Raw genomic sequence first — 22522 nt, 5'->3', positions numbered from 1 at the left:
GTGTTTTGTTAAATGGAGATTATTGAAACTGAAGTATTAATAATTGGCAGTGGGATCGCTGGGTTGATGGCTGCTGAATATTTAAGTTCGCATAAGAATGTGATAGTTATCACAAAGTCGAAAATTGAACATTCAAACTCTTTTATGGCACAAGGCGGGATTTCTGCCGTGATTACTAAGGAAGATTCGTGGCAGGCACATTTATCAGATACGCTTCTAGCAGGCCAATTTCATAATGATCGAAGAAAGACTGAAAAGCTTGTAAGAGAAGGCCACAATGTAATAAACACCCTATCTGAATGGGGTGTTTCTTTTGACCGGGATGATAATGGCCGGCTTTTGCTTGGAAAAGAAGGAGGTCATCACCGAAACCGTATCGTTCATGCTGGAGGAGACCAGACAGGCAGGAAGGTGATGGAAGCTTTAATTCATCGGGTCATAAATCGAGTAAGGGTTGAAACAGGTCAATATGCTATCGACTTACTAGTAGAAAGCGGCATCTGCTATGGTGCTTTTTGTAAAGATGAGGATGGAAGTCTCAAAATCTATAAAGCAAGGCACACGATTTTGGCTGGAGGAGGATATGCGGGCATCTATGCTGCTTCATCCAATAAGTATGGTTCAGATGGCAGTGCCATTTGTATGGCTTACCGGGCGGGTGTAGAACTTTCAGATTTAGAGTTTGTGCAATTTCACCCGACAATCATGAAAGATAAAAATGAGTCTGCATTGATTACTGAAGCTGTAAGGGGTGAAGGAGGGATTTTATCAAAATCAAACGGAGCTTTAATAATGGACGGTGTTCATCCATTGAAAGACCTGGCACCAAGAGATATTGTATCGCGAAGGTTATTCGAAGAGATTCATAACAACAACGAAAAGGTTTATTTGGATATCAGAGGCATCAGTCATTTTAAAAGAAAATTTCCAGGTGTTACTTCACTGTGTCAAAAAGCCGGAATCTCTATAGAAACAGGTCTGATTCCTGTTTCGCCAGGAGCCCACTTTACGATGGGAGGGATTATAACGGATCAATTTGGCAGGACATCACTTCAATGTCTATACGCAATTGGGGAATGTGCAAATACAGGGGTACATGGAGCGAACAGGCTGGCAAGCAATTCGCTACTTGAAGGTGCTGTGTTTGCTAAAGAAACAGCAGATTACATCTTAAGTACCGATAAAAAAAGGACTGAGAGCTCCTCGATGCCTTCTTTTGAATGGTTCTCATCAGAAAACTGTATATACGAAGATGAGTTGCTTGAAGTAAAAACCATTCAATCATTAATGGATAAGCATGCAGGAATTTGCAGACAGGTGAACGGTTTGAAAACGGCAGAAGATGCTTTACAGCCTAGAACATTAAGACCATTCTTACTTAATCAGCCATTTTCTGCGGTAAAGAGATTTAATATGCAGACAATGGCTTGGCTGACTGTAACTAGCTGTATGAAAAGGAAAGAAAGCAGAGGCAGTCATTATCGAACAGATTTCCCTGATAGTAAAAAAGAATGGGAACAAAAAAGGATTAAAAGGAGTGTTTTCCAAGATGAATCACTTATTGCTAAAAAAGCAGCTGCAAGAGTTTTTAATTGAGGATATTGGAACAGGGGATTTATCAGTGTCTTTTTTCGATGATGAAACAGAAGTTACTGCTGCAATTATAGCTAAAGAAAATGGTGTATTTGCAGGACAACAGGTTCTACATCTTGGATATGAATTAATTGATATAGATATAAAAACAGAGATCTTCGTGAAAGATGGTGACTTAATCGAAGCTGGTATGAAATTAGCCGAAATTCAAGGGAAAAGAAAAAGTATCCTATCAGGAGAGAGGGTCATTTTGAACTTGCTGCAGCGTCTCTCCGGAATTGCCACAATAACAAATAAAGCGGTTAAACTTGCCGAAGGGAGAACGAGGATTTGTGATACAAGGAAAACAACACCTGGTTTAAGGATGCTTGAAAAGTATGCTGTTCATTGTGGAGGCGGGTATAATCACCGTTTTGGATTGTATGACTCCGTTATGTTAAAAGAAAATCACCTAGCAGGTTTTTCTTCTATTACGGAAGCTTTAAGTAAAGCCCGTGAAAAATTTGGCCATACCATAAAAATTGAAATTGAAACCGAAACAGAAGAGCAGGTAATAGAAGCTGCAAACGCAGGTGCAGATATTATTATGTTTGATAACTGTACGCCTGAAGAAATCAAGCATCGACTCACTCATGTACCGCCAGCAATCATTACTGAAGCTTCTGGTGGTATAACGTTAGAAACAATAGATGAGTACAGCAGGACAGGAGTTCAATATTTGTCGTTAGGATTTTTAACCCATTCCTACCAAGCTCTTGATATTAGTCTGATTGTAAAAGGAGCAGTTAAACATGACTATTCTAGAAACATTTAATAAAACAACAGTTATTCCTGACCGTTATTTTAAAATGACTTCATCTGAAATGGAGTTAAGAATACTTGAAATCAAGCATCAATTAAAAAATAGATTATTTTTACCAGCTCATCATTATCAAAAAGATGAGGTCGTTCAATTTGCTGATGTTACAGGAGACTCTTTGCAGCTTGCTAAAATATCAGCAGAGAATCATGAAGCGGACTATATTGTATTTTGTGGTGTGCACTTTATGGCCGAAACGGCTGATATGCTGAGTGGTACAAATCAAACGGTAATTTTGCCAGATCTAAAAGCAGGATGTTCTATGGCAGATATGGCGGATATCCATCAAACAGAAAGAGCATGGAAGGAACTTTCCGATATTTTTGGAGATTCCATTTTGCCGTTAACGTATGTAAACTCAACAGCTGGCATAAAAGCGTTTTGCGGCAAACACGGCGGGGCTACGGTTACCTCTTCAAATGCAAAAGCTATGGTGAGTTGGGCATTTAAACAAAAAGAAAGATTATTATTTTTGCCCGACCAGCACCTCGGAAGAAATACAGCATTCGATCTTGGTATATCCCTGGAGGATATGGCTGTTTGGGATCCTATTCAGAACAAATTAATTTATGATGGAGAAAATCTTGAACAAATAAAAGTAATCTTATGGAAAGGCCATTGTTCGGTACATGAAAAATTTACAGTTGAACAAATAGATGACTTCAGAAAAAATCAGCCTGAATTTAAAATCATTGTGCATCCAGAATGTACTCACGAGGTTGTAAGAGCCAGTGATCTAAACGGCTCTACTCATTTCATTATTGAAACAATAAAGAATGCTGAACCTGGTACAAAATGGGCGGTTGGAACAGAGATGAACTTAGTGAACCGGCTTGCAGATCAATATACTGATAGAGAGATTGTTTCTTTAAATCCAAATCTTTGCCCGTGTTTAACGATGAATCGAATTGATCTTCCACATTTATTATGGTCACTTGAAAATATCGTACAAGGCAGAATAGAGAATATTATTTCTGTAGATGAGGAAACAAAAAAGTACGCTCTTTTAGCCTTAAACCGCATGATGTAGTGCCAACCCCTTCTGTCATATACTCCTTTTAACAGGCATAAAGTGATAAAGGAATAATGACATTTCAATAAGATGTAGCAATATGCCCAAATGTTCATATACTGTAAGGAAATTTGGCAGGAGGGAGTTTTGCAGCGTGAGAATTCACATTGTGCAAAAAGGGGACACACTTGACAAAATAGCTGAAAAATATGATGTTCCAGTAAATGAACTAAGAAAAGCAAATCCTGGTTTTTCTAGAACAGACGTAATTGAGCGGGGGGAAAAAATAAAGATCCCTATTAAAATGCCAGGTATGAAAAAAGAAGCACCGATTAAGAAAGAGCAGCCAAAGCCGGTAGCTCCGGTTCAAGAAGCACCAAAACCGGTGCCGAAACCAGCGCCGATGAAGCCTGCACCGATGAAACCCGCACCTGTAAAAAAGGAAATGAAGCCAGCGCCGATGAAACCGGCACCAATGAAGCCAGCACCAGCAAAGAAGGAAATGAAGCCAGCACCAGCAAAGAAGGATATGAAGCCATCGCCAGCAAAGAAGGATATGAAGCCTGCACCGATGAAGCCTTCACCGCCAAAAATGGATCATAAAGATGCACCAATGAAAAAAGATTCGTATCAGGCACCAATGATAACCCCAATGAAAAAAGATTCGTATCAGGCACCAATGATAACCCCAATGAAACAGCCAATGGCACCATTACATGGTAAAGATTTTGCAGGTATGATGGAATCTTCTAATCTTGGTCAGTATATTCCAATGGGTTATCCAAGCGGAGCAAACCAGCCCAACATGGCGAACCTACCAAATACTGCTAATCAGCCCAACAAAGCCAATTTGCCAAACATAGCTAATCAGCCAAACATAGGAAATCTGCCAAACATAGCTAATCAGCCTAATGTTCCTGGTAAGCACGGATTATATCCTTCAGGAAAAGACAACTATCCGCCAAATGAGCATCCATTCCTGATGGAAGAATCCTCTGGAATGATGCAAAATATGTATGGTTCAATGCCGCCAATGTTTCCTAAACCGCAAACATATTCACCTATCCCGCAAGGTTATGGAATGATGCCGCCGCAGGGATTTAGCGGAATGCCGCAGTTATATGGAGGAGGTTATCCTCAAAGCGGTCAACAAGGTGTTTCAGGAATGCAGCAAGGCGGAATGCCGTTTGGTGAATTTCCTGATTCCGACATGGATATGATGCCTGCAGGTGAGTATACTCCTGGACAGCAGTCTCTACAAGGATTCCAACCGATGGGCATGCAAACTGGTGAAACGGGTATCATGCAAGGAATGCCGCAAATGGGCCAGATGGGTATGATGCCTGGCCAGCCGGAAATGGGTCAGATGGGTATGATGCCTGGCCAGCCGGAAATGGGTCAGATGGGTATGATGCCGGGCCAGCTGCAAATAGGTCAGATGGGTATGATGCCTGGCCAGCCGGAAATGGGTCAGATGGGTATGATGCCTGGCCAGCCGCAAATGGGTCAGATGGGTATGATGCCGGGCATGCCGCAAATGGGTCAGATGGGTATGATGCCAGGCATGCCGCAAATGGGCCAAATGGGCCAGATGGGCATGATGCCAGTCATGCCTCAGATGGGTCAGATGGGCATGATGCCGGACATGACACAATTAGGCCAAATGGGAATCCCTCAAAATGGAGGAACTCCACAATTGGGCATGATGCCTCAAAATGGCGGAGCACCGCAAATGGGCCAGATGGGTATGATGCCAGGGATCCCTCAGATGGGCCAGATGGGTATGATGCCAGGGATCCCTCAGATGGGTCAGATGGGCATGATGCCACAAGGCCATGATATGTATAATATGCCAAATCCTTATTCACAGGCACAATCTCGCAACTCTGAACAAGATCATGCGGAGGAACCGGAAGAGAATGAATAGGGAGAATAAAGACGGTTTCCAAGGAGATCGTCTTTTTTTAAAAAAAATGAAAGAGTCAGGTCTTGATATTATTGACTTTGGATTTTTTCGTGAAAATGTAATCTGGATTAAGACACCCCAGGGCAAATACGTTCTTAAAGGATTTCACCGTCTGGAAACATGTCAAAAGCAACTGAAGCTTTCAAAATTATATAAAGGCGAAAAACCTAGAATTATGGGCACTTACACAGTTTTTCCGAATAACAAACGTTATGTTGAATTTGGTAAATACTATTGGGCAATCATGCCTTTTTATAAAGGAGAAGAGCTTCATTTTGGAAATCCAAAAGATGTAATAGCTGGAATGAATGCCATAAGCAGATTTCATTCATTTTCTAAAAATATCCCATCGAATATTTACAATAACCTTTCTTCATATTCACTCTATAAAAAGTGGAGTGAACGATATGAAACGTTTAAATATTATGCCCGAAATGCTAAATGGAGCAGAGATATGCAGCCATTGCTTGCTGATATTCTTATGTGGGGAAAGTGGAGCTTGGAACATTTTGATCACTCTGCCGTTGAATCCCTGGAGCGAAAAGCATATAAAAGAAAAGAAATAACCCATGGCGATGTTGCTCCGCATAATTTTGTCCTGAATAAAGAAAAGTCAAGAGAAGCTTATCTAATTGATTTTGATTTATTTGCTGCAGTTCCTCAAGCTTATGATTGGCTGCAGTATGCAAACCGTATTCTGCCATTTTATTATTGGTCTTATTCGAAAATGGAGGAAATAGGTAACCAGGATTACCTTAAATGGTTTGGGAAAAAATGGTTTGTTATTTGTTTAGTTTTTCCGACAGATTTATATCGGGAATGGAATCGAGCGTTAAAATCCGGGGATCAGGACATGATCGAAGGTGTTACAAAGTTTACGCTGCGTGATTTTTCCCACAGAAAAAAATTTGTGGATCGAATAATAAAAAAGATCGAATGATTCTATCCTACATTTAACAGATTAATTAAAGCCTCCTCTTGCCAACCTATAGGTGAAAGGAGGTTTTTCCATTGAAAACGATAGTGAAAACACTCGCCTTTACAATACTCGCGGGAGGTCTTGCAGGCTGTAACGGAGTTAATGAATCCCAAGACAAGTATGACAATGATGTTCGCCCTATAGGATACTACACGAATGAGGGAGATAATCGTGGTGATCTTGACAGAGGAAGCGGATTCATCTCAGATATGGCAGATCGAGATGTTAATGATCATACCTCAACTTACCATGAGGATTATAACGGTGCACTTGCTGAACGTATCGCAAAAAAAGTGAATGACATCCGTGGTGTAGACGATGTTCACGTTATTCTTGAGGATAACACCGTCATTGTAGGAGTAGACACGGATGAAAATAAAAAGGAACAACTGACCAAAAAAGTCAGGGAAACCACAGCTAAGATCGCACCAGACCGTGAAGTAAAGGTTGTTTCAGATCAAAAGATCGTAGACCGCATTGAAAATGTTGATAATGACTTGCGTGATGGCCGTGCCTACACGGAAGTAGAAACCGATGTACGTGGAATCATGGACGACATTGTAGATGCAGGCAGCAATCTTGGTAATGCGATAAAACGTCCTTTCGAAAATAATCGTTAGATATGAGAGAACAGGTTAAACTGTTCTCTTTTTTGTTCATTGATAACCGGCTAATCCTTCGACCGTTCTGCTATTAGATTAATCGTCGTAATTCTTTATGGATTCAACGATGTTTCATTTTCGCTTTTTATAAGGAATTAGAGGATATGCTGTGTTACAATATGAGATAGAAACATACGCTCGGTTTAAGCGTCTAAGGAGAGAAAAAGTTGATAGAAAGCATTACGGGGAATGTAGATTACATAACTGCGGAATACGTTGTCATTAATAATAACGGTATTGGATATAAAGTGATTTGTCCGAACCCATTTATATATAAGTTAAACGAACAAAGAAGTGTGTACACGTATCATTATGTAAGAGAAGATGTTCTTGCATTGTATGGGTTTATTAACCGTAAAGAACGGGATTTATTTTTAAAGCTATTAAATGTATCAGGAATTGGTCCTAAAGGAGCACTGGCTATTGTTGCATTCGGTCAGCCAATACAAGTTGTTAATGCGATTGAGCATGAGGATGAAAAGTTTTTAACCAAGTTTCCTGGTGTTGGTAAAAAAACAGCACGTCAGATCATTTTGGATTTAAAAGGAAAACTTTCTATTTTTGCTGACGCAGAAATAACAGAAGGTCTCTTTGCAGAAGTTCAGACAAGCGGTGATGAGCTAGATGAAGCGATAGAGGCTCTTACCGTTCTGGGTTATGGGAGAAAGGAAATTCAAAAAGTGCTTCCAGAACTTAAGAAAGAAAAAATGTCTGCAAATGAGTATGTAAAAGCAGCTCTTAAGAAGTTAATGAATTCATAAGGACGTGAATTGTATGGAAGAGAGAATTGTTTCTTCAGAAGAACGTCAGGATGAAGCGGTTATGGAATTAAGTCTGCGGCCGGAAGCATTAGATGAATATATTGGTCAATCATCAGTAAAGGATAACCTGCGTGTGTTTATTAAAGCAGCAAAACTGCGTAATGAACCCCTTGACCATGTACTGCTCTATGGTCCTCCAGGTCTTGGGAAGACAACACTTGCGTCGATAATAGCAAATGAAATGGAAGTTAATTTGCGTACGACTAGCGGACCTGCCATAGAGCGTCCAGGGGATCTGGCTGCGATCCTGACATCACTTGAGCCAGGAGACGTACTGTTTATCGATGAGATTCACCGGCTTTCACGTGCAATTGAAGAGATATTGTATTCAGCTATGGAAGATTTCTGTTTAGACATAGTGATCGGAAAGGGAGAAGTAGCTAGATCTGTACGGTTAGATCTTCCTCCTTTTACCCTTATAGGCGCGACAACAAGAGCAGGTTCACTGTCTGCACCGCTTAGAGACCGATTTGGGGTTATGGCTAGACTGGAGTATTATAAACCTGATGAACTTGGGGAAATCGTAAGACGGACAGGTGATGTGTTTGGTATCAGGGTTGATGATATGTCTGCTGAAGAAATTGCAAGAAGATCAAGAGGAACACCCAGGATAGCAAATAGGCTGTTAAGAAGAGTGCGTGATTTTGTCCAGGTAGAAGGCAAAGATATGATTTCACTGCCTATTTGTCAAAAAGCATTGGAGCTTCTTCAAGTTGACCGTTTAGGTTTGGATCATATTGACCATAAATTATTACTAGGGATCATTCATACATACAAAGGTGGTCCTGTAGGTCTTGAGACCATTTCAGCAACTATTGGGGAAGAGTCTATGACGATTGAAGATGTTTATGAGCCATATCTTCTTCAGATTGGTTTTTTGCAGCGGACACCCAGAGGGAGAATGGTAACTGAACAGGCCTATCATTATTTTGGACTGGAGGCTTCCACTGAATGAACCGGCTTTTTATTATTGCAGGAATTGTCCTTATTATTATAGGATTAATAGGTACGTTTATCGGAAAGCTACCTGGCGATATGGTATTTAAAAAAGGAAATACAACTGTGTATTTTCCGATAATGACTTCCATCATCATCAGTGTTGTTCTTTCTCTCATCTTTATGATTATTGGACGATTTAAATAGAAAGCAGGAATAATATCAATGAAAGTAAATGATTTTGATTTCTATCTGCCTGAAGAATTAATTGCACAGACACCACTGGAAAACAGAGCTTCCTCCAGGCTGATGGTATTGAATAAAGAACAAAAGAAAATATCTCATGAGCATTTTTATGATTTGAGGAATCACTTAAAAAAGGGAGACTGCCTCGTTTTGAATGATACACGCGTTCTTCCTGCCAGACTTTTTGGCCAAAAAACGGATACTGGTGCAAAAGTTGAAATTCTGCTTTTAAAAGAAGAAGGTCAAGATACCTGGGAAACACTTGTAAAACCCGCTAAACGAATAAAAAATGGAACTGAGATCACTTTTGGAGATGGAAGGTTAAAAGCAGTTTGTGTGGGTGAAAGTGAACATGGCGGGAGACATTTGAAATTTATCTACTCAGGAATTTTTTATGAGCTGCTTGATGAACTCGGGCAGATGCCGCTTCCCCCGTATATAAAAGAACAGCTTGAAGAAAAAGACCGCTATCAGACTGTATATGCTGTACATCAAGGATCAGCCGCAGCGCCAACGGCAGGGTTGCATTTTACGTCCGAAATGATCGAAGAGATTAAAGAGTCAGGTGTTCATGTGACTTTTATAACTCTGCACGTAGGTTTAGGAACGTTCAGGCCTGTTAGCGTTGATAATATTTTTGAGCATGATATGCATACGGAGTTTTACCAGGTTAGTAAAGGGACTGCGGAACTTTTAAACCATGTAAAAAAGTCAGGTGGACGGATTATTACTGTTGGAACAACAAGCACCCGTACACTTGAGACCGTCGCAAATAATTTTAACGGAAGGTTTGAAGAAGATTCCGGCTGGACAGATATATTTATTTATCCAGGTTATGAATTTAAAGCTATCGATGGACTAATTACTAATTTTCATTTGCCAAAATCAACGTTAATTATGTTGGTAAGTGCATTCGCAACTAAAGAGTTTGTGATGGAAGCATACAATGAAGCCGTTAAAGAAAAGTATCGTTTTTTCAGTTTCGGTGATGCGATGCTTATACTTTAAGGGGGATTTTCTTAAATGAAACCAGCTGTAACCTATGAATTAATAAAAACATGCAAACAGTCAGGTGCAAGGCTAGGGAAGGTTCATACACCTCATGGGTCATTTGAAACTCCTATTTTTATGCCTGTAGGGACCCTGGCGACGGTTAAAACGATGAGTCCCGAAGAGTTAAAGGAACTAGGCGCAGAGATTATATTAAGCAACACGTATCATTTATGGTTAAGACCAGGACATGATATCGTAAAAGAAGCAGGCGGATTGCATTCCTTTATGAATTGGGATCGGCCTATTCTTACTGATTCGGGTGGTTTTCAGGTCTTTTCATTAAGTGATCTAAGAGAGATAAAAGAAGAAGGGGTTCACTTTAGAAATCATTTGAGCGGTGAAAAGTTATTCTTAAGTCCTGAGGGGGCAATGGAAATTCAAAATGCTCTTGGTTCTGATATAATGATGGCTTTTGACGAATGCCCGCCGTATCCTGCAGAATATGAATATATGAAGGCATCTGTAGAACGGACAAGCCGATGGGCAGAACGTTGCTTAAAAGGTCATGCTCGTCCTGAAGATCAAGCATTGTTTGGAATTGTTCAAGGCGGAGAATATGAAGAGCTTCGAAAGCAAAGTGCCCGTGATCTAGTTTCCTTAGATTTTCCTGGTTATGCGGTAGGAGGGTTATCTGTCGGAGAACCAAAAGATGTGATGAACCGGGTTCTGGATTTTACCACACCCTACTTGCCTGAAAATAAACCGCGTTATCTGATGGGTGTAGGTTCACCTGATTCTTTGATCGACGGTGCTATCCGCGGCATAGACATGTTTGACTGCGTACTCCCTACACGTATTGCTAGAAATGGGACTTGTATGACAAGTGAAGGAAGACTTGTGGTTCGGAATGCAAAATATGCACGTGATTTCCGTCCGATCGATGAGAAGTGTGACTGTCATGTGTGCCGTACTTATTCAAGAGCTTATATCCGTCATCTTGTGAAGGCAAACGAAACATTTGGTTTTAGATTAACAAGTTACCATAATCTATATTTTTTGGTAAACTTAATGAAGCAAGTCAGACAAGCAATCATGGAAGACAAGCTTCTTGATTTTAGAAATGAATTCTTTGAAATGTATGGTTTTAATAAACCGAACGCACGTAATTTTTAACTAATTGAAAGGGGTGAAGAAAAAATGGATGCAATTAAAAGTTTATTACCGATTATCTTTATGTTTGCTATTTTTTATTTCCTGCTTATCCGTCCACAGCAAAAGAGACAAAAGGCGGTTAGAGATATGCAGTCAAATCTGAAAAAAGGCGACAAGGTTGTAACAATTGGCGGTATGCACGGTACATTGGAAAGTATTGATGATACGATTGCAGTTATTCGTTCAAATGATGGAGCTAAATTAACATTTGACCGTAATGCTATTCGTGAAGTAAAAGAAGAAGCTGCACTATAATGAAAAAGTAAGACCCGTCCTTAGACGGGTCTTATTTATATGATTGTTTGTGGCTGCTTAAATTAACACCCATAATTCCTCCAATCATCGCTAATACCAGGAACAGACCATGATACATATATTGCGATGAGTTAAATGTGCTTTGATAGCCTAAATATTGTATAAGAAAAACAAGAAATGAAAACAGAAGACTTGTTCCACCACCCAGCAGCCAGCCCTTGCTTTGTCCCTTTTTCCCTGATATAAGTCCCCCGATAAATAAAGATAAAAAGGATAATCCAATTGTTACCCATTTTAGAGAGGGCTCTGTCAGGCCAGTAAATCGCAATAAAAGTGAAAGAACTAAACTGCAAACCATAATCATAAGAAGAATGGCTGCCAAACCGCGTCCCATTGAAGAAAACATATGCTTAATCCCCATTTTAATCCTCCTTATCCTGCAAGCTTTCTATATACTTTATTCATCCGTAATTAAAAATAGAAGTACAAGCAATGGATTTTTCCCTCTACTTTCCATAATTTCAATACTTGGCAAAACCTTCGTATTATTATTTTTCATATCTGTGCCACACTAACAAAGAAAATAATATGGAAGGAGGGGAATTTATGGAGTTATATACGATCATCTTTAGAACGCTTTTTATATATTTTTTAATTGTTGTTGTTTTTCGTATGATGGGTAAACGAGAAATAGGGAAATTATCAGTTATTGACTTTGTAATATCTATTATGATTGCTGAACTAGCCGTTATCTCAATTGAGGACCCCAAAATCCCAATGGTAAATTCCCTTGTTTCCATATTTGTCTTGCTGGGAATACAGCTTATTCTGGCAATCATTTCTTTAAAGAGCAGAAAAATGAGAGAGCTGGTTGACGGAAAGCCTTCGATCATTATAAAAGAAGGAAAAGTTGACGAACAAGAAATGCGAAAACAGCGTTATAACTTTGATGACCTGCTAACGCAATTAAGGGAAAATAATATTAGAAGCCTGAATGAAGTGGAATTTGGTGTTTTGGAGACAACAGGAAAACTGTCAGTTATTAAGAGGCATGAAGATACAGACAATAGCCCGCTACAGATGATACTGCCACTCGTTCTCGACGGAAAAGTACTTGAAGATAATTTAGAAAAAGTTAATAAAACTGGATTTTGGCTTAGACAGGAACTAAAAAAAGCGGGATTTAAAGATATTAAAGGGATATCATTTTGTACACTGAATGAGGATGGTTCATTGTATGTGGACGAAAAAAATGAAAAAAAATAAAACAGCCAACATGGCTGCTTTAAACCCATCGTTTTATGATAGGGATATGTTTAAGATCTTCTTTTCCAAGAAGTTTAAAGAAGATCAGTGTGAATAAATAAATGGCGCAAGTAGCGGAAACACAAAAAATAAGTCCCTGAATGGGCGGGAACTGCGGCATCATAAATCGGTAAAGGTAAACCGCTCCTGCTCCTGTAATAAAGATTGAGAACAAACAAAAAGCAAAATCCTTTACTACTATTGTGTAACTTATGGCTTTAATAACAGTAGCAAAATGGAGTAGTGTTACAACAACAATACTTATTACGATAGCGAGTGCAGCACCCATGATGCCGAATTCTGAACGAGTTGCGAGCGCAAAAATGGCTGCCAATTTTACTACTGCTCCAATTAAGCTGTTAATCATAGCAGATCTTGCAAGATCTAACGCCTGAAGTACAGCTTGTAGCGGTCCTTGGAAATAAAGAAAAAAGAAAAAAGGTGTCATGATTTTTACATAAGAAGCTGATGCAGGAGAATTGTACATTAAATCCATGATAGGCACAGCAAAAACGTATAGAATAATAACAGCAATGCCGCCTGATAGCATGGACAGTTTTAATGCTTGGTTTAATCTATGCTCAATAAGATGGTATTTTTTTTGTGCATTGGCCTCGCTGATGGCAGGGACTAAAGAAACAGAAAGCGAATAGGTAATAAATGTGGGTAAAAATAATAAAGGTATGACGTAACCTGCCAGTTCTCCATATTGAGCGGTTGCAACTGCAGTTGTAACTCCTGCAATGGCTAAACTGTTAGCGACTACGATCGGTTCAAAAAAGTAAGATACAGAGCCAATCAGTTGACTTCCTGTTGTAGGAAGTGCAATATTCAATAAATCCTTTAATGTTTGATGCCCTTGTTTTAGCTGTTTGAAGAACCCTTTGCGAATCCGCATCGTTTTCTTAACTTTAAACATGGAAAACATGTATAAAAGGGATGCCAGTTCCCCTATAATTACGGAAATCATGGCGCCCGCTGCAGCAAAATGCACACCATAAGGAAGAAATAATCCTGTGAGCAAGGCAACAAGTGCAATTCTCACAACTTGTTCAATTACTTGTGAATAAGCAGATGGCCTCATATTTTGAAGGCCTTGAAAATAACCGCGCAAAACGGAGGAAACTGCAATAACCGGAACAACGGGTGCAATTGCTAGTAATGGCCATATCGTCCGATCGTCAGTAAAGAAGTGTTTTGCTAACAAAGGTGCGGCAATAAATAACCCTATTGTTATGACGAGACTTAAAACTCCTGTAACCGCTAAGGACACAATTAATATTTTTTTAACCTTTGACCGGTCTCCCGTAGCATCAGCTTCTGCTACAAGCTTCGAAATAGCGATAGGAAGACCTAACCGGGTTAAAGTTACAGCAAGCAAAAATGTCGGGACTGCCATCATGTAGAGCCCTACACCTTCGTGTCCCATAACCCTGGCCATAACAATTCGGTTTACGAATCCAAGAATCCGGGTGATGAGTCCTGCTAAAATGAGCAATAACGTACCTTGTACGAGTGTTTGTTTAGTCATATTAACCTGTCCTTTCCTGGGACAATCTCATACTTCACTATATGCACGATACATGAACCGTCATGACAGCTTGTTTCATATCGAAAGGGGAGAGCGAACATGGAAAACATTCATTTTACAGAATGGAAAGACGAAGTTCAGCCGGCGGTAAAGAGTAAAAAAGAAGAATTTCATTATATGGGGTATGAAAGTGTAACTGAAGAAGAAATATGGAAGTGTGTTTTGGCCAGGTTAAAGAAAAAGAAAGAGGATCCTCGTCTGCACACACTGGTTGATTACATTTTGTCTCTATCACTTAATGATTTTATGACTTGGCTGACTATCCAATCGTATACAGAGGACGTTAAAAAGTAAAAGTGGACTATGCGCCACTTTTATTTTTATGTTTTATTTATGAATATTTCCAGGACAAATTGACAGAAAAAAACAACAATCGCTATAATGGGAAGGATTAGTATTTGTACTCATACATAGTTATGTTGTTTTTTGATGCAGCATGAAGGAGGTTTCTTGAAGTGATAAAAAGAAGTAAGATCGTTATCTTTTTTGTGGTGCTTCTTATGTTTGCCGCTCTTATAGGGCTTACAACAGAAAAGATTGTAAAAGGGACAAAGCTTGGACTCGACCTTCAAGGTGGTTTTGAAGTACTCTATGAAGTAAAACCAGTCAAGAAGGGTCAAAAGGTTACAGAAGAAACGTTAAAAAGTACAGTAGAAGCATTAAATAGCCGTATCAACGTACTTGGTGTTTCTGAACCTGAAATACAAATTGAAGGTGATAACCGGATCCGTGTTCAGCTGGCTGGGGTATCTGACCAAAACAAAGCCCGTGAATTATTGTCTACTCAAGCAGAATTAACGTTTCGTGATGTAGACGATAAAGTGCTTCTAGATGGTTCTGACTTAAAAGGGAACGGAGCAAAGCAAACGTTTGAACCTAATAGCAATAAACCGATCGTTTCCTTAAAGCTGAAAGATGCGGATAAGTTTGCAAAAGTAACAGAAGAGATCCTTAAGCGTAAGCCGCAAGGTGAAAACCGCCTTGTCATCTGGCTCGATTATGAAAAAGGGGATTCTTTTAAAGAAGAAGTAAAAAAAGAGATGGCAGGCAAAGAACCTAAATATATTTCTGCTCCTTATGTAAATGAAGTTCTTACACAGAGTGACGTTACGATAACGGGTCAGTTTTCAGTAGAGGAAGCACAAAGTCTGGCGAAGATCTTAAACGCAGGAGCACTTCCTGTAAAACTAGATGAGATCTATTCCACATCAGTTGGTGCCAAATTTGGAGAAAAAGCGTTGGATGAAACGATTCTAGCAGGCTTTATTGGTATAGCTGCAATCTTCTTATTCATGCTGATCTTCTATCGTGTACCAGGAATTATCGCAGTTTTAACTTTAACCATCTATATTTGGTTGATTTTGGCCATCTTCTATTTGATGAACGGCGTTTTAACATTGCCTGGTATTGCTGCCCTTATTTTAGGAGTAGGTATGGCTGTTGATGCTAACATCATCACATATGAACGAATTAAGGAAGAACTGCGAAGCGGAAAATCTGTATTAAGTGCATTTAAGGCTGGTAACCGCCGCTCGTTTACAACAATTTTCGATGCAAACATTACAACCATTCTTGCAGCAGCCGTTTTATTTGCATATGGGACAAGTTCTGTAAAAGGATTTGCGTTAGTTTTAATTATTTCAGTACTGGCAAGTTTTATTACTGCTGTATTTGGATCAAGACTATTCCTGGGCTTATGGGTACAATCTCGTCTAATGGATAAAAAGCCAGGTTTGTTCGGTGTAAAGGAGAGTGACATCCGTGAGCTTTAATTACGACTTTGTAAAAAACAGAAACCTTTACTTTATTATCTCTGCTCTCCTGACTGTTGCGGGAATCATCTTCTTGCTAACGATTGGCTTAAAGCTAGGCATAGATTTCGAAAGCGGATCACGCGTGAATATTCAAGCGAACGAGACACTGACGAATGAACAAGTGGAAGAAGAATTTAAGTCATTAGGTTTGGAACCTGAATCTGTTGTGCTTGCAGGGAAAAATAATAACCAAGCTAACGTAGCTTTTAAAGGCGTTCTTTCAAAAGTAGAAATCGCGAAATTGAATACACACTTTCAAGATAAATACGGTGAGCCGCCAAGTGTAAGTACGGTAACGCCAACAGTAGGGCGTGAACTTGCTCAAAATGCACTGATCGCAGTTTTGATAGCTTCTGTAGGTATTATAATCTACGTGGCTTTCCGATTTGAATGGTCGATGGCATTATCAGCCGTTACTGCATTGCTTCATGACGCTTTTATGATTATTGCGGTATTCAGTATTCTACGCATCGAGGTGGATCTTCCGTTTATTGCGGCTATACTCACAATTGTCGGTTATTCCATTAACGATACGATTGTAACGTTCGACCGTATTCGTGAGAACATGAAGCATGAAAAAGTTAAAACACAAGAAAAACTGGCTGAGATTGTAAACAGAAGTATCCATGAAACGCTCGGCCGTTCCATTAACACAGTTCTTACAGTTATTATTGCAGCGGTAGCTTTGTTGATTTTTGGTGCTGATTCAATCCGTAATTTCTCTATTGCCCTTTTGATCGGGTTAGCATTTGGAGCTTATTCCTCCATCTTTATTGCTTCACAACTCTGGTATGTACTTAAGTCACGCCAATTAAAAAATAAAAAGGCACGTCCTGTCGAAGCAGAACCTGAAATCTAAACGAAATATCGATTCATAAATTGTCACCTCTTATCCTGTTTTGTATAATGAATAGGTTAAGAGGTGATTTTTATGCTGGAGCCAAGAACGAGGTGGAAGATTCAAGAAACTTCGGAAGAAAAGGCGAATTGGTTGTCACAAGAATTGAATATTCCACTATTGATTGCAAATCTATTAATAATAAGAGGAATAGATTCTATAGAGAAAGCTCAAGCTTTTTTGAAAATAGATTCTAATCAATTTCATGATCCATTTTTGTTAGATGGTATGAAAGAAAGTGTTGAACGGATACATAAAGCGGTTGAATCAAATGAAAAAATCCTTATCTTTGGGGATTATGATGCTGACGGTGTAAGCAGTACTACTGTCATGTATTATGCACTTAAAGAACTAGGAGCAAATTTCGATTATTATATTCCAAACCGGTTTACAGAAGGATATGGACCAAATGAGCCAGCCTTAAGGAAAGCAAAGGAAGACGGGTACACCCTTGTAGTTACAGTTGATACCGGGATTTCTGCTGTTCATGAAGCAGCTGTTGCGAAGGAGATTGGGCTTGATTTCATTATTACTGACCACCATGAAGCGCCACCTGTTCTTCCTGACGCATATAGCATTATTAATCCGAAGAAGCCTGGATGTACATACCCTTTTTCAGGTCTTGCTGGTGTTGGTGTTGCTTTTAAAGTGGCCCATGCACTCCACGGAAACCCGCCGCTTCATCTACTTGATTTTGCATGTATAGGAACGATTGCAGATCTTGTTCCTTTAGTAGATGAAAATAGAATGATAGCCAAGCTAGGAATAGAGGCTCTATCAAAAACAGATAAGATTGGTTTACAGGAACTTTTAAAAATATCAGGTCTATATGAAAAAGAATTAACTGCAGAAGATGTCGGTTTTGCTATTGGCCCGCGCGTGAACGCAGCCGGAAGGCTAGGATCAGCAATGCCGGTTGTGGAATTGTTCACAACACATGACCGGGAGCAGTCAGCTATGCTTGCCGAAGAAATAGATTCTGTTAATAAGGAACGGCAAGCAATCGTAAACGATATTACGAAAGAAGCGATCGCGATGGTGGAAGAAAATTTCCCGCCTGAAGAGAATGAGGTACTGCTTCTTGCGAAAGAGGGCTGGAACCCTGGAGTGATTGGAATCGTTGCTTCACGGCTAGTCGAGAAATTTTACCGTCCGACGATTGTTTTATGCTTAGACCCAGAAAAAGGAATTGCGAAAGGTTCTGCGCGAAGCATACAAGGTTTCGATATGTTTGAAAATCTGTCTGAATCACGTGATATCTTACCTCATTTTGGGGGTCATCCAATGGCTGCAGGCATGACTTTGTCACTGCATGACGTTGATGAGTTAAGAGAACGGTTGATCAGACAGGCTAAAAAAGTTTTAAAGCCAGAAGATTTTCTGCCTGTGACAATGGTTGATCTTACAGCATCGTTGGATGAGATATCATTGGATACTGTAGAATTGCTTAGTACTCTTGCTCCGTTTGGAGTAGGAAATCCACACCCTAGGGTATTGATTGATCAGGTGCCTATCCGGGAGATGAAAAAAATAGGCAGCCAGTCAAACCATTTAAAATTACAAGTAGGAAATGGAGAGATGTCTGTTCTTGACTGCATCGGTTTTCAAAAAGGCAGTCTGCTGGCTGAGATGACACCCTACTCTATTCTCTCAATTGTCGGCCAAATTCAGCTGAATGAATGGAACGGATACAGAAAACCTCAAATGCTTCTTGAAGATTTAGCGATTTCTCATTTTCAGCTTTTTGATTATCGCGGTTTAAAAGATGCAGGCAATAGATTACTTGATCTGCCAAAAGCAAAAACACAATTTATTGTATATAGCGTGCAGACATTAACAGATTTAGGCTTGAAGTCATTATCTTCGCAAACATTAAGGGGAGAAGATCTGGCAGAACTACCAGAAAATTCATTTCGGGATAAGTATATTGTATTTCTAGATGTTCCGCCTTCCATATCGGAATTTAGAGAAATTCTTGAAACAAAAGGTGAACCCGCAAGGATCTATGCCGTATTTCACCAAAATACAGACCACTTTTTTACAACCTTGCCAACAAGAGACCACTTTAAATGGTATTACGGATTTTTGGCCAAAAGGAAGAAGTTTGATGTTAGGAAAGATGGAACAGAACTTGCAAAATGGAAAGGCTGGTCAAAAGAAACAATAGATTTTATGTCACAGGTGTTTTTTGAGCTGGATTTTGTTACAATAGACGATGGTGTAATTACAATAAACAGTAAACCAGGTAAAAGAGAACTGGAGAGTTCAATAACGTACCAGAAAAAGTTTGAACAGGCGGACATTGAAAATCAGCTCGTTTATTCATCTTATCATTCTTTAAAAAGTTGGTTTATAGAGCAAACAAGGTCAAAAGCCAGTTTGTAATTTTCGGGAGGCAAAGATTCATGGATTATAAGCCGTATATTTCAGTAGTAAATGATTTTCCGATCGAAGGCATTCGCTTTAAAGATATAACATCTCTTATGTCAGACGGAGCAATCTACAAAAAAGCGATGGACGATATTGCGGAATACGCAAAAGAAAGAGATGTTGATGTAATTGTTGGACCTGAAGCACGAGGGTTTATTGTGGGCTGTCCAGTTGCATACACACTAGGACTGGGATTTGTTCCGGTTCGTAAAGAAGGCAAGCTTCCGCGTGAAGTAATCAAAGTAGATTATGGTCTTGAGTACGGAAAAGATGTTCTTACGATGCATAAAGATGCTATTAAGCCAGGACAAAAGGTATTAATCACAGACGATTTGCTGGCTACTGGAGGAACGATCGAAGCAACGATTAAACTTGTAGAACAACTTGGCGGAATTGTTGCAGGAATTGCATTCATGATCGAACTCACATATCTAGATGGACGTCAAAAGCTTTCTGGTTATGATATTTTCACTTTAACCCAATACTAGGATTGAAGATAAAAGAGCACTCAGCTAGTGCTCTTTTTTATACTTTTATAAAGTATCACTTTTTAACTGACGCGTAAGCGACGAAGTTAAAAATTTGGGGATAAAGTATAAATTCAACTAAGGCTGACAGATAAGTCTTGTCCACAGACAACGTTTATTAACATTCCTGTCACAAATATTACCCATTCATTCGACAAATTTCGTTTTTCGCTTTACATGAGGGTTCAATTTAACGATAATAGAAGCAATATACAATGACAACGTAAGGTGATTCCATGACGATTGAGCAAGTGTTGCAAAAAGCGGAAAGCTATCTGCCTAAAGACGATATCGCTTTTATAACAAAGGCTTATGAATATGCAAAAAGTGCGCACGAAGGACAATTCCGTAAATCCGGGGAGCCGTATATCCACCACCCTGTTGAGGTAGCAGGCATTCTGGTGAACCTGCAGATGGATCCTGTAACTGTAGCTGCAGGGTTTCTTCATGATGTCGTTGAAGATACGTCCATTACACTAAAGGACATATCTAATCAATTCAACGAAGAAGTAGCGATGCTGGTTGACGGCGTAACAAAACTTAAAAAGATTAAGTTTAAGTCAAAAGAAGAGCAGCAGGCAGAAAACCACCGGAAAATGTTTGTTGCGATGGCACAGGATATCCGCTGTATCCTCATCAAGCTCGCTGACAGGCTTCACAACATGCGTACGCTAAAACATATGCCTAAAGAAAAACAAATACAAAAAGCAAACGAAACATTGGAAATTTTCGCACCGCTTGCTCATCGTTTAGGTATTTCGACGATTAAGTGGGAGCTTGAAGATGTTTCTTTGAGATACCTGAATCCGCAGCAATATTACCGTATTGTAAACTTGATGCAGCAAAAACGTGCTGAACGTGAAGAATATGTTCAGCAAGTAATGGATGAGATGAAAAGCAAGCTGAAAGAAGTTCAGATTACCGTAGATATTTCTGGACGTCCAAAGCATATATACAGCATCTATCGGAAAATGGCAAAGCAAGGCAAGCAGTTTAATGAAATCTACGACCTGCTGGCTGTGCGTATTATCGTTCAGAACATTAAAGACTGCTATGCGGCTCTTGGTATTATTCATACGTGCTATAAGCCGATGCCAGGCCGTTTTAAAGACTATATTGCCATGCCTAAAGCAAACATGTATCAATCTTTGCACACGACAGTTATCGGACCAAAAGGAGATCCCCTTGAGGTTCAAATTCGTACAGCAGATATGCACCGTGTAGCGGAGTACGGGATTGCTGCTCACTGGGCTTATAAAGAAGGTGCAGCAAAAGCACCAGTAAGTTCGTTTGAAAATAAACTTACTTGGTTCCGTGAAATTTTAGAATGGCAAAATGATGTTGTTGACGCCGAAGAATTCATGGAATCGTTAAAGGTAGATCTCTTTTCTGATATGGTCTTTGTTTTCACTCCAAAAGGTGATGTTTATGAGCTGCCATCTGGTTCTGTTCCGATTGACTTCGCTTATCGGATTCATACCGAAATCGGAAACAGATGTATTGGCGCAAAAGTGAACGGCAAGATGGTTACACTTGATTACCGTCTGAAAACTGGGGATATTGTTGAAATTCTAACGAGTAAACATTCTTATGGGCCGAGTCAGGATTGGCTTAAGATCACCCAGAGTTCTCATGCGAAGAACAAGATCCGCCAATGGTTCAAAAGGGAACGAAGAGAAGAAAACGTAGCTAAAGGAAAAGAGCTTGTTGAAAAAGAAATCAAGAATCGCGGTTATGATCTAAAAGATATTTTCACAAGTGAAAATCTGCAATATGTCGCTCAAAAATATAACTTTGCAGGCGAGGAAGATATGTATGCAGCAGTCGGCTATAACGGTATTACTGCAGCACAGATTGCCACGCGCTTAACTGATAAAGTCCGCCGTAAAAAAGAGCAGGATCCAGATAATTCTGAACTGCTGGATGCAATAAGGGATTCAGCTGAAAAACCGCCAGCAAAACGCCGCACTGACTCAGGAATTGTTGTAAAAGGCATCGATAACATGCTTATCCGTCTGTCGAAGTGCTGCAACCCTGTTCCTGGTGATGACATTGTAGGATATATTACAAAAGGCCGTGGTGTTTCGGTTCATCGTGAAGATTGCGTGAATGTGCATAATGAAGATGCACAAGTACGATTGCTTCCTGTGGAGTGGGAAGGTAACCTGGAACAGCCGAAGAACTATAATGTCGATATTGAAATTAATGGGTTTGACAGACGCGGACTGCTTAATGAAGTTCTGCATGCAGTTGCAGAAACGAAAACAAATATCACAGCTGTAAGCGGCAAGTCCGATAGAAATAAGATGGCAACAATCAGTATGTCAATTTCCATCCACAACGTAAGTCATCTGCAAAAAGTTGTTGAACGTATTAAACGTATCCCAGATATATATGCCGTACGGCGTATCATGCAATAAGCT

19 protein-coding genes and 1 pseudogene are annotated in these 22522 nt (G+C 39.7%); 18 read left to right on the top strand and 2 right to left on the bottom strand.

Going from position 1 to position 22522, the window contains the following annotated elements:
- The first annotated feature begins 12 nt into the window (after window positions 1–12).
- From nadB to yajC, 12 genes are all read left to right on the top strand, one after another.
- Window positions 13–1596, top strand: coding sequence for an L-aspartate oxidase (gene nadB / locus M3196_RS04330; RefSeq protein ID WP_251321002.1), 1584 nt, complete (start codon window positions 13–15; stop codon window positions 1594–1596).
- Complete coding sequence (gene nadC / locus M3196_RS04325; RefSeq protein WP_251321001.1) at window positions 1550–2407, top strand: carboxylating nicotinate-nucleotide diphosphorylase; 858 nt, start codon at window positions 1550–1552, stop codon at window positions 2405–2407. The genes nadB and nadC overlap by 47 nt, the downstream gene beginning before the upstream one ends.
- On the top strand, window positions 2385–3482 hold the full coding sequence (nadA, locus tag M3196_RS04320) for a quinolinate synthase NadA (protein ID WP_251321000.1): 1098 nt from the start codon (window positions 2385–2387) through the stop codon (window positions 3480–3482). Before nadC ends, nadA begins: the two co-directional genes overlap by 23 nt.
- Window positions 3483–3618: 136 nt before the next feature.
- On the top strand, window positions 3619–5391 hold the full coding sequence (locus tag M3196_RS04315) for a LysM peptidoglycan-binding domain-containing protein (RefSeq protein WP_251320999.1): 1773 nt from the start codon (window positions 3619–3621) through the stop codon (window positions 5389–5391).
- A complete protein-coding gene (locus tag M3196_RS04310) occupies window positions 5384–6370 on the top strand; it encodes a phosphotransferase (RefSeq protein WP_251320998.1) in 987 nt (328 codons plus the stop codon). Before M3196_RS04315 ends, M3196_RS04310 begins: the two co-directional genes overlap by 8 nt.
- Before the next feature lie 71 nt (window positions 6371–6441).
- Entirely contained in the window at window positions 6442–7029 is a 588-nt protein-coding gene (locus M3196_RS04305) for a YhcN/YlaJ family sporulation lipoprotein (protein ID WP_251320997.1), read from the top strand.
- 209 nt (window positions 7030–7238) lie between these two features.
- The gene (gene ruvA, locus M3196_RS04300) at window positions 7239–7832 is read left to right on the top strand and encodes a Holliday junction branch migration protein RuvA (RefSeq protein ID WP_251320996.1); all 594 of its coding nucleotides are present in this window, start codon (window positions 7239–7241) and stop codon (window positions 7830–7832) included.
- 13 nt (window positions 7833–7845) lie between these two features.
- A complete protein-coding gene (ruvB, locus tag M3196_RS04295) occupies window positions 7846–8847 on the top strand; it encodes a Holliday junction branch migration DNA helicase RuvB (protein ID WP_251320995.1) in 1002 nt (333 codons plus the stop codon).
- Window positions 8844–9035: a DUF2905 domain-containing protein gene (locus M3196_RS04290; RefSeq protein ID WP_251320994.1), complete on the top strand. Its 192-nt coding sequence runs from the start codon at window positions 8844–8846 to the stop codon at window positions 9033–9035. The genes ruvB and M3196_RS04290 overlap by 4 nt, the downstream gene beginning before the upstream one ends.
- An 18-nt stretch (window positions 9036–9053) precedes the next feature.
- Window positions 9054–10082, top strand: coding sequence for a tRNA preQ1(34) S-adenosylmethionine ribosyltransferase-isomerase QueA (gene queA / locus M3196_RS04285; protein WP_251320993.1), 1029 nt, complete (start codon window positions 9054–9056; stop codon window positions 10080–10082).
- Window positions 10083–10097: 15 nt separating this feature from the next.
- On the top strand, window positions 10098–11240 hold the full coding sequence (gene tgt, locus M3196_RS04280; RefSeq protein WP_251320992.1) for a tRNA guanosine(34) transglycosylase Tgt: 1143 nt from the start codon (window positions 10098–10100) through the stop codon (window positions 11238–11240).
- A 24-nt stretch (window positions 11241–11264) separates the two neighbouring features.
- Window positions 11265–11534, top strand: a complete 270-nt coding sequence (yajC, locus tag M3196_RS04275) for a preprotein translocase subunit YajC (protein ID WP_251320991.1) — start codon at window positions 11265–11267, stop codon at window positions 11532–11534.
- A 31-nt stretch (window positions 11535–11565) separates the two neighbouring features.
- Here the strand turns inward: yajC and M3196_RS04270 are convergent, their stop codons facing one another.
- Entirely contained in the window at window positions 11566–11955 is a 390-nt protein-coding gene (locus M3196_RS04270) for a TIGR04086 family membrane protein (RefSeq protein ID WP_251320990.1), read from the bottom strand.
- A gap of 185 nt (window positions 11956–12140) precedes the next feature.
- On the opposite strand from M3196_RS04270, the gene M3196_RS04265 reads away from it, so the two are divergent.
- Window positions 12141–12800, top strand: a complete 660-nt coding sequence (locus M3196_RS04265) for a DUF421 domain-containing protein (protein WP_251320989.1) — start codon at window positions 12141–12143, stop codon at window positions 12798–12800.
- A gap of 19 nt (window positions 12801–12819) precedes the next feature.
- Here M3196_RS04265 and spoVB read toward each other — a convergent pair whose 3' ends face one another.
- Entirely contained in the window at window positions 12820–14370 is a 1551-nt protein-coding gene (spoVB, locus tag M3196_RS04260; protein WP_251320988.1) for a stage V sporulation protein B, read from the bottom strand.
- Window positions 14371–14469: 99 nt separating this feature from the next.
- On the opposite strand from spoVB, the gene M3196_RS04255 reads away from it, so the two are divergent.
- From M3196_RS04255 to M3196_RS04235, 5 genes and pseudogenes are all read left to right on the top strand, one after another.
- Window positions 14470–14724, top strand: a complete 255-nt coding sequence (locus M3196_RS04255) for a post-transcriptional regulator (RefSeq protein WP_251320987.1) — start codon at window positions 14470–14472, stop codon at window positions 14722–14724.
- A gap of 164 nt (window positions 14725–14888) precedes the next feature.
- Window positions 14889–17103: pseudogene (gene secDF / locus M3196_RS04250) on the top strand (protein translocase subunit SecDF).
- Window positions 17104–17175: 72 nt separating this feature from the next.
- Window positions 17176–19527 carry a single-stranded-DNA-specific exonuclease RecJ gene (gene recJ, locus M3196_RS04245; protein ID WP_251320986.1) on the top strand — a complete coding sequence of 784 codons (2352 nt, stop codon included), beginning with the start codon at window positions 17176–17178 and terminating at the stop codon, window positions 19525–19527.
- Between the two features lie 20 nt (window positions 19528–19547).
- Window positions 19548–20060, top strand: a complete 513-nt coding sequence (locus M3196_RS04240; RefSeq protein WP_251320985.1) for an adenine phosphoribosyltransferase — start codon at window positions 19548–19550, stop codon at window positions 20058–20060.
- A 275-nt stretch (window positions 20061–20335) separates the two neighbouring features.
- A complete protein-coding gene (locus tag M3196_RS04235; RefSeq protein WP_251320984.1) occupies window positions 20336–22519 on the top strand; it encodes a RelA/SpoT family protein in 2184 nt (727 codons plus the stop codon).
- Window positions 22520–22522: the final 3 nt, after the last annotated feature.

Source organism: Fictibacillus nanhaiensis, assembly GCF_023715445.1.
GTDB lineage: Bacteria > Bacillota > Bacilli > Bacillales > Fictibacillaceae > Fictibacillus > Fictibacillus nanhaiensis_D.
The sequence above is the reverse complement of the archived record's forward strand: the minus strand, read 5'-3'. Positions and strand labels throughout refer to the sequence as shown.

Coding starts and splice junctions, on each gene's coding strand:
- nadB (WP_251321002.1), top strand. CDS start 13: ATGGAGATTATTGAAACTGAAGTATTAATAATTGGCAGTGGGATCGCT.
- nadC (WP_251321001.1), top strand. CDS start 1,550: ATGAATCACTTATTGCTAAAAAAGCAGCTGCAAGAGTTTTTAATTGAG.
- nadA (WP_251321000.1), top strand. CDS start 2,385: ATGACTATTCTAGAAACATTTAATAAAACAACAGTTATTCCTGACCGT.
- M3196_RS04310 (WP_251320998.1), top strand. CDS start 5,384: ATGAATAGGGAGAATAAAGACGGTTTCCAAGGAGATCGTCTTTTTTTA.
- ruvB (WP_251320995.1), top strand. CDS start 7,846: ATGGAAGAGAGAATTGTTTCTTCAGAAGAACGTCAGGATGAAGCGGTT.
- M3196_RS04290 (WP_251320994.1), top strand. CDS start 8,844: ATGAACCGGCTTTTTATTATTGCAGGAATTGTCCTTATTATTATAGGA.
- queA (WP_251320993.1), top strand. CDS start 9,054: ATGAAAGTAAATGATTTTGATTTCTATCTGCCTGAAGAATTAATTGCA.
- tgt (WP_251320992.1), top strand. CDS start 10,098: ATGAAACCAGCTGTAACCTATGAATTAATAAAAACATGCAAACAGTCA.
- yajC (WP_251320991.1), top strand. CDS start 11,265: ATGGATGCAATTAAAAGTTTATTACCGATTATCTTTATGTTTGCTATT.
- M3196_RS04270 (WP_251320990.1), bottom strand. CDS start 11,955: ATGGGGATTAAGCATATGTTTTCTTCAATGGGACGCGGTTTGGCAGCC.
- M3196_RS04265 (WP_251320989.1), top strand. CDS start 12,141: ATGGAGTTATATACGATCATCTTTAGAACGCTTTTTATATATTTTTTA.
- spoVB (WP_251320988.1), bottom strand. CDS start 14,370: ATGACTAAACAAACACTCGTACAAGGTACGTTATTGCTCATTTTAGCA.
- M3196_RS04255 (WP_251320987.1), top strand. CDS start 14,470: ATGGAAAACATTCATTTTACAGAATGGAAAGACGAAGTTCAGCCGGCG.
- recJ (WP_251320986.1), top strand. CDS start 17,176: ATGCTGGAGCCAAGAACGAGGTGGAAGATTCAAGAAACTTCGGAAGAA.
- M3196_RS04240 (WP_251320985.1), top strand. CDS start 19,548: ATGGATTATAAGCCGTATATTTCAGTAGTAAATGATTTTCCGATCGAA.
- M3196_RS04235 (WP_251320984.1), top strand. CDS start 20,336: ATGACGATTGAGCAAGTGTTGCAAAAAGCGGAAAGCTATCTGCCTAAA.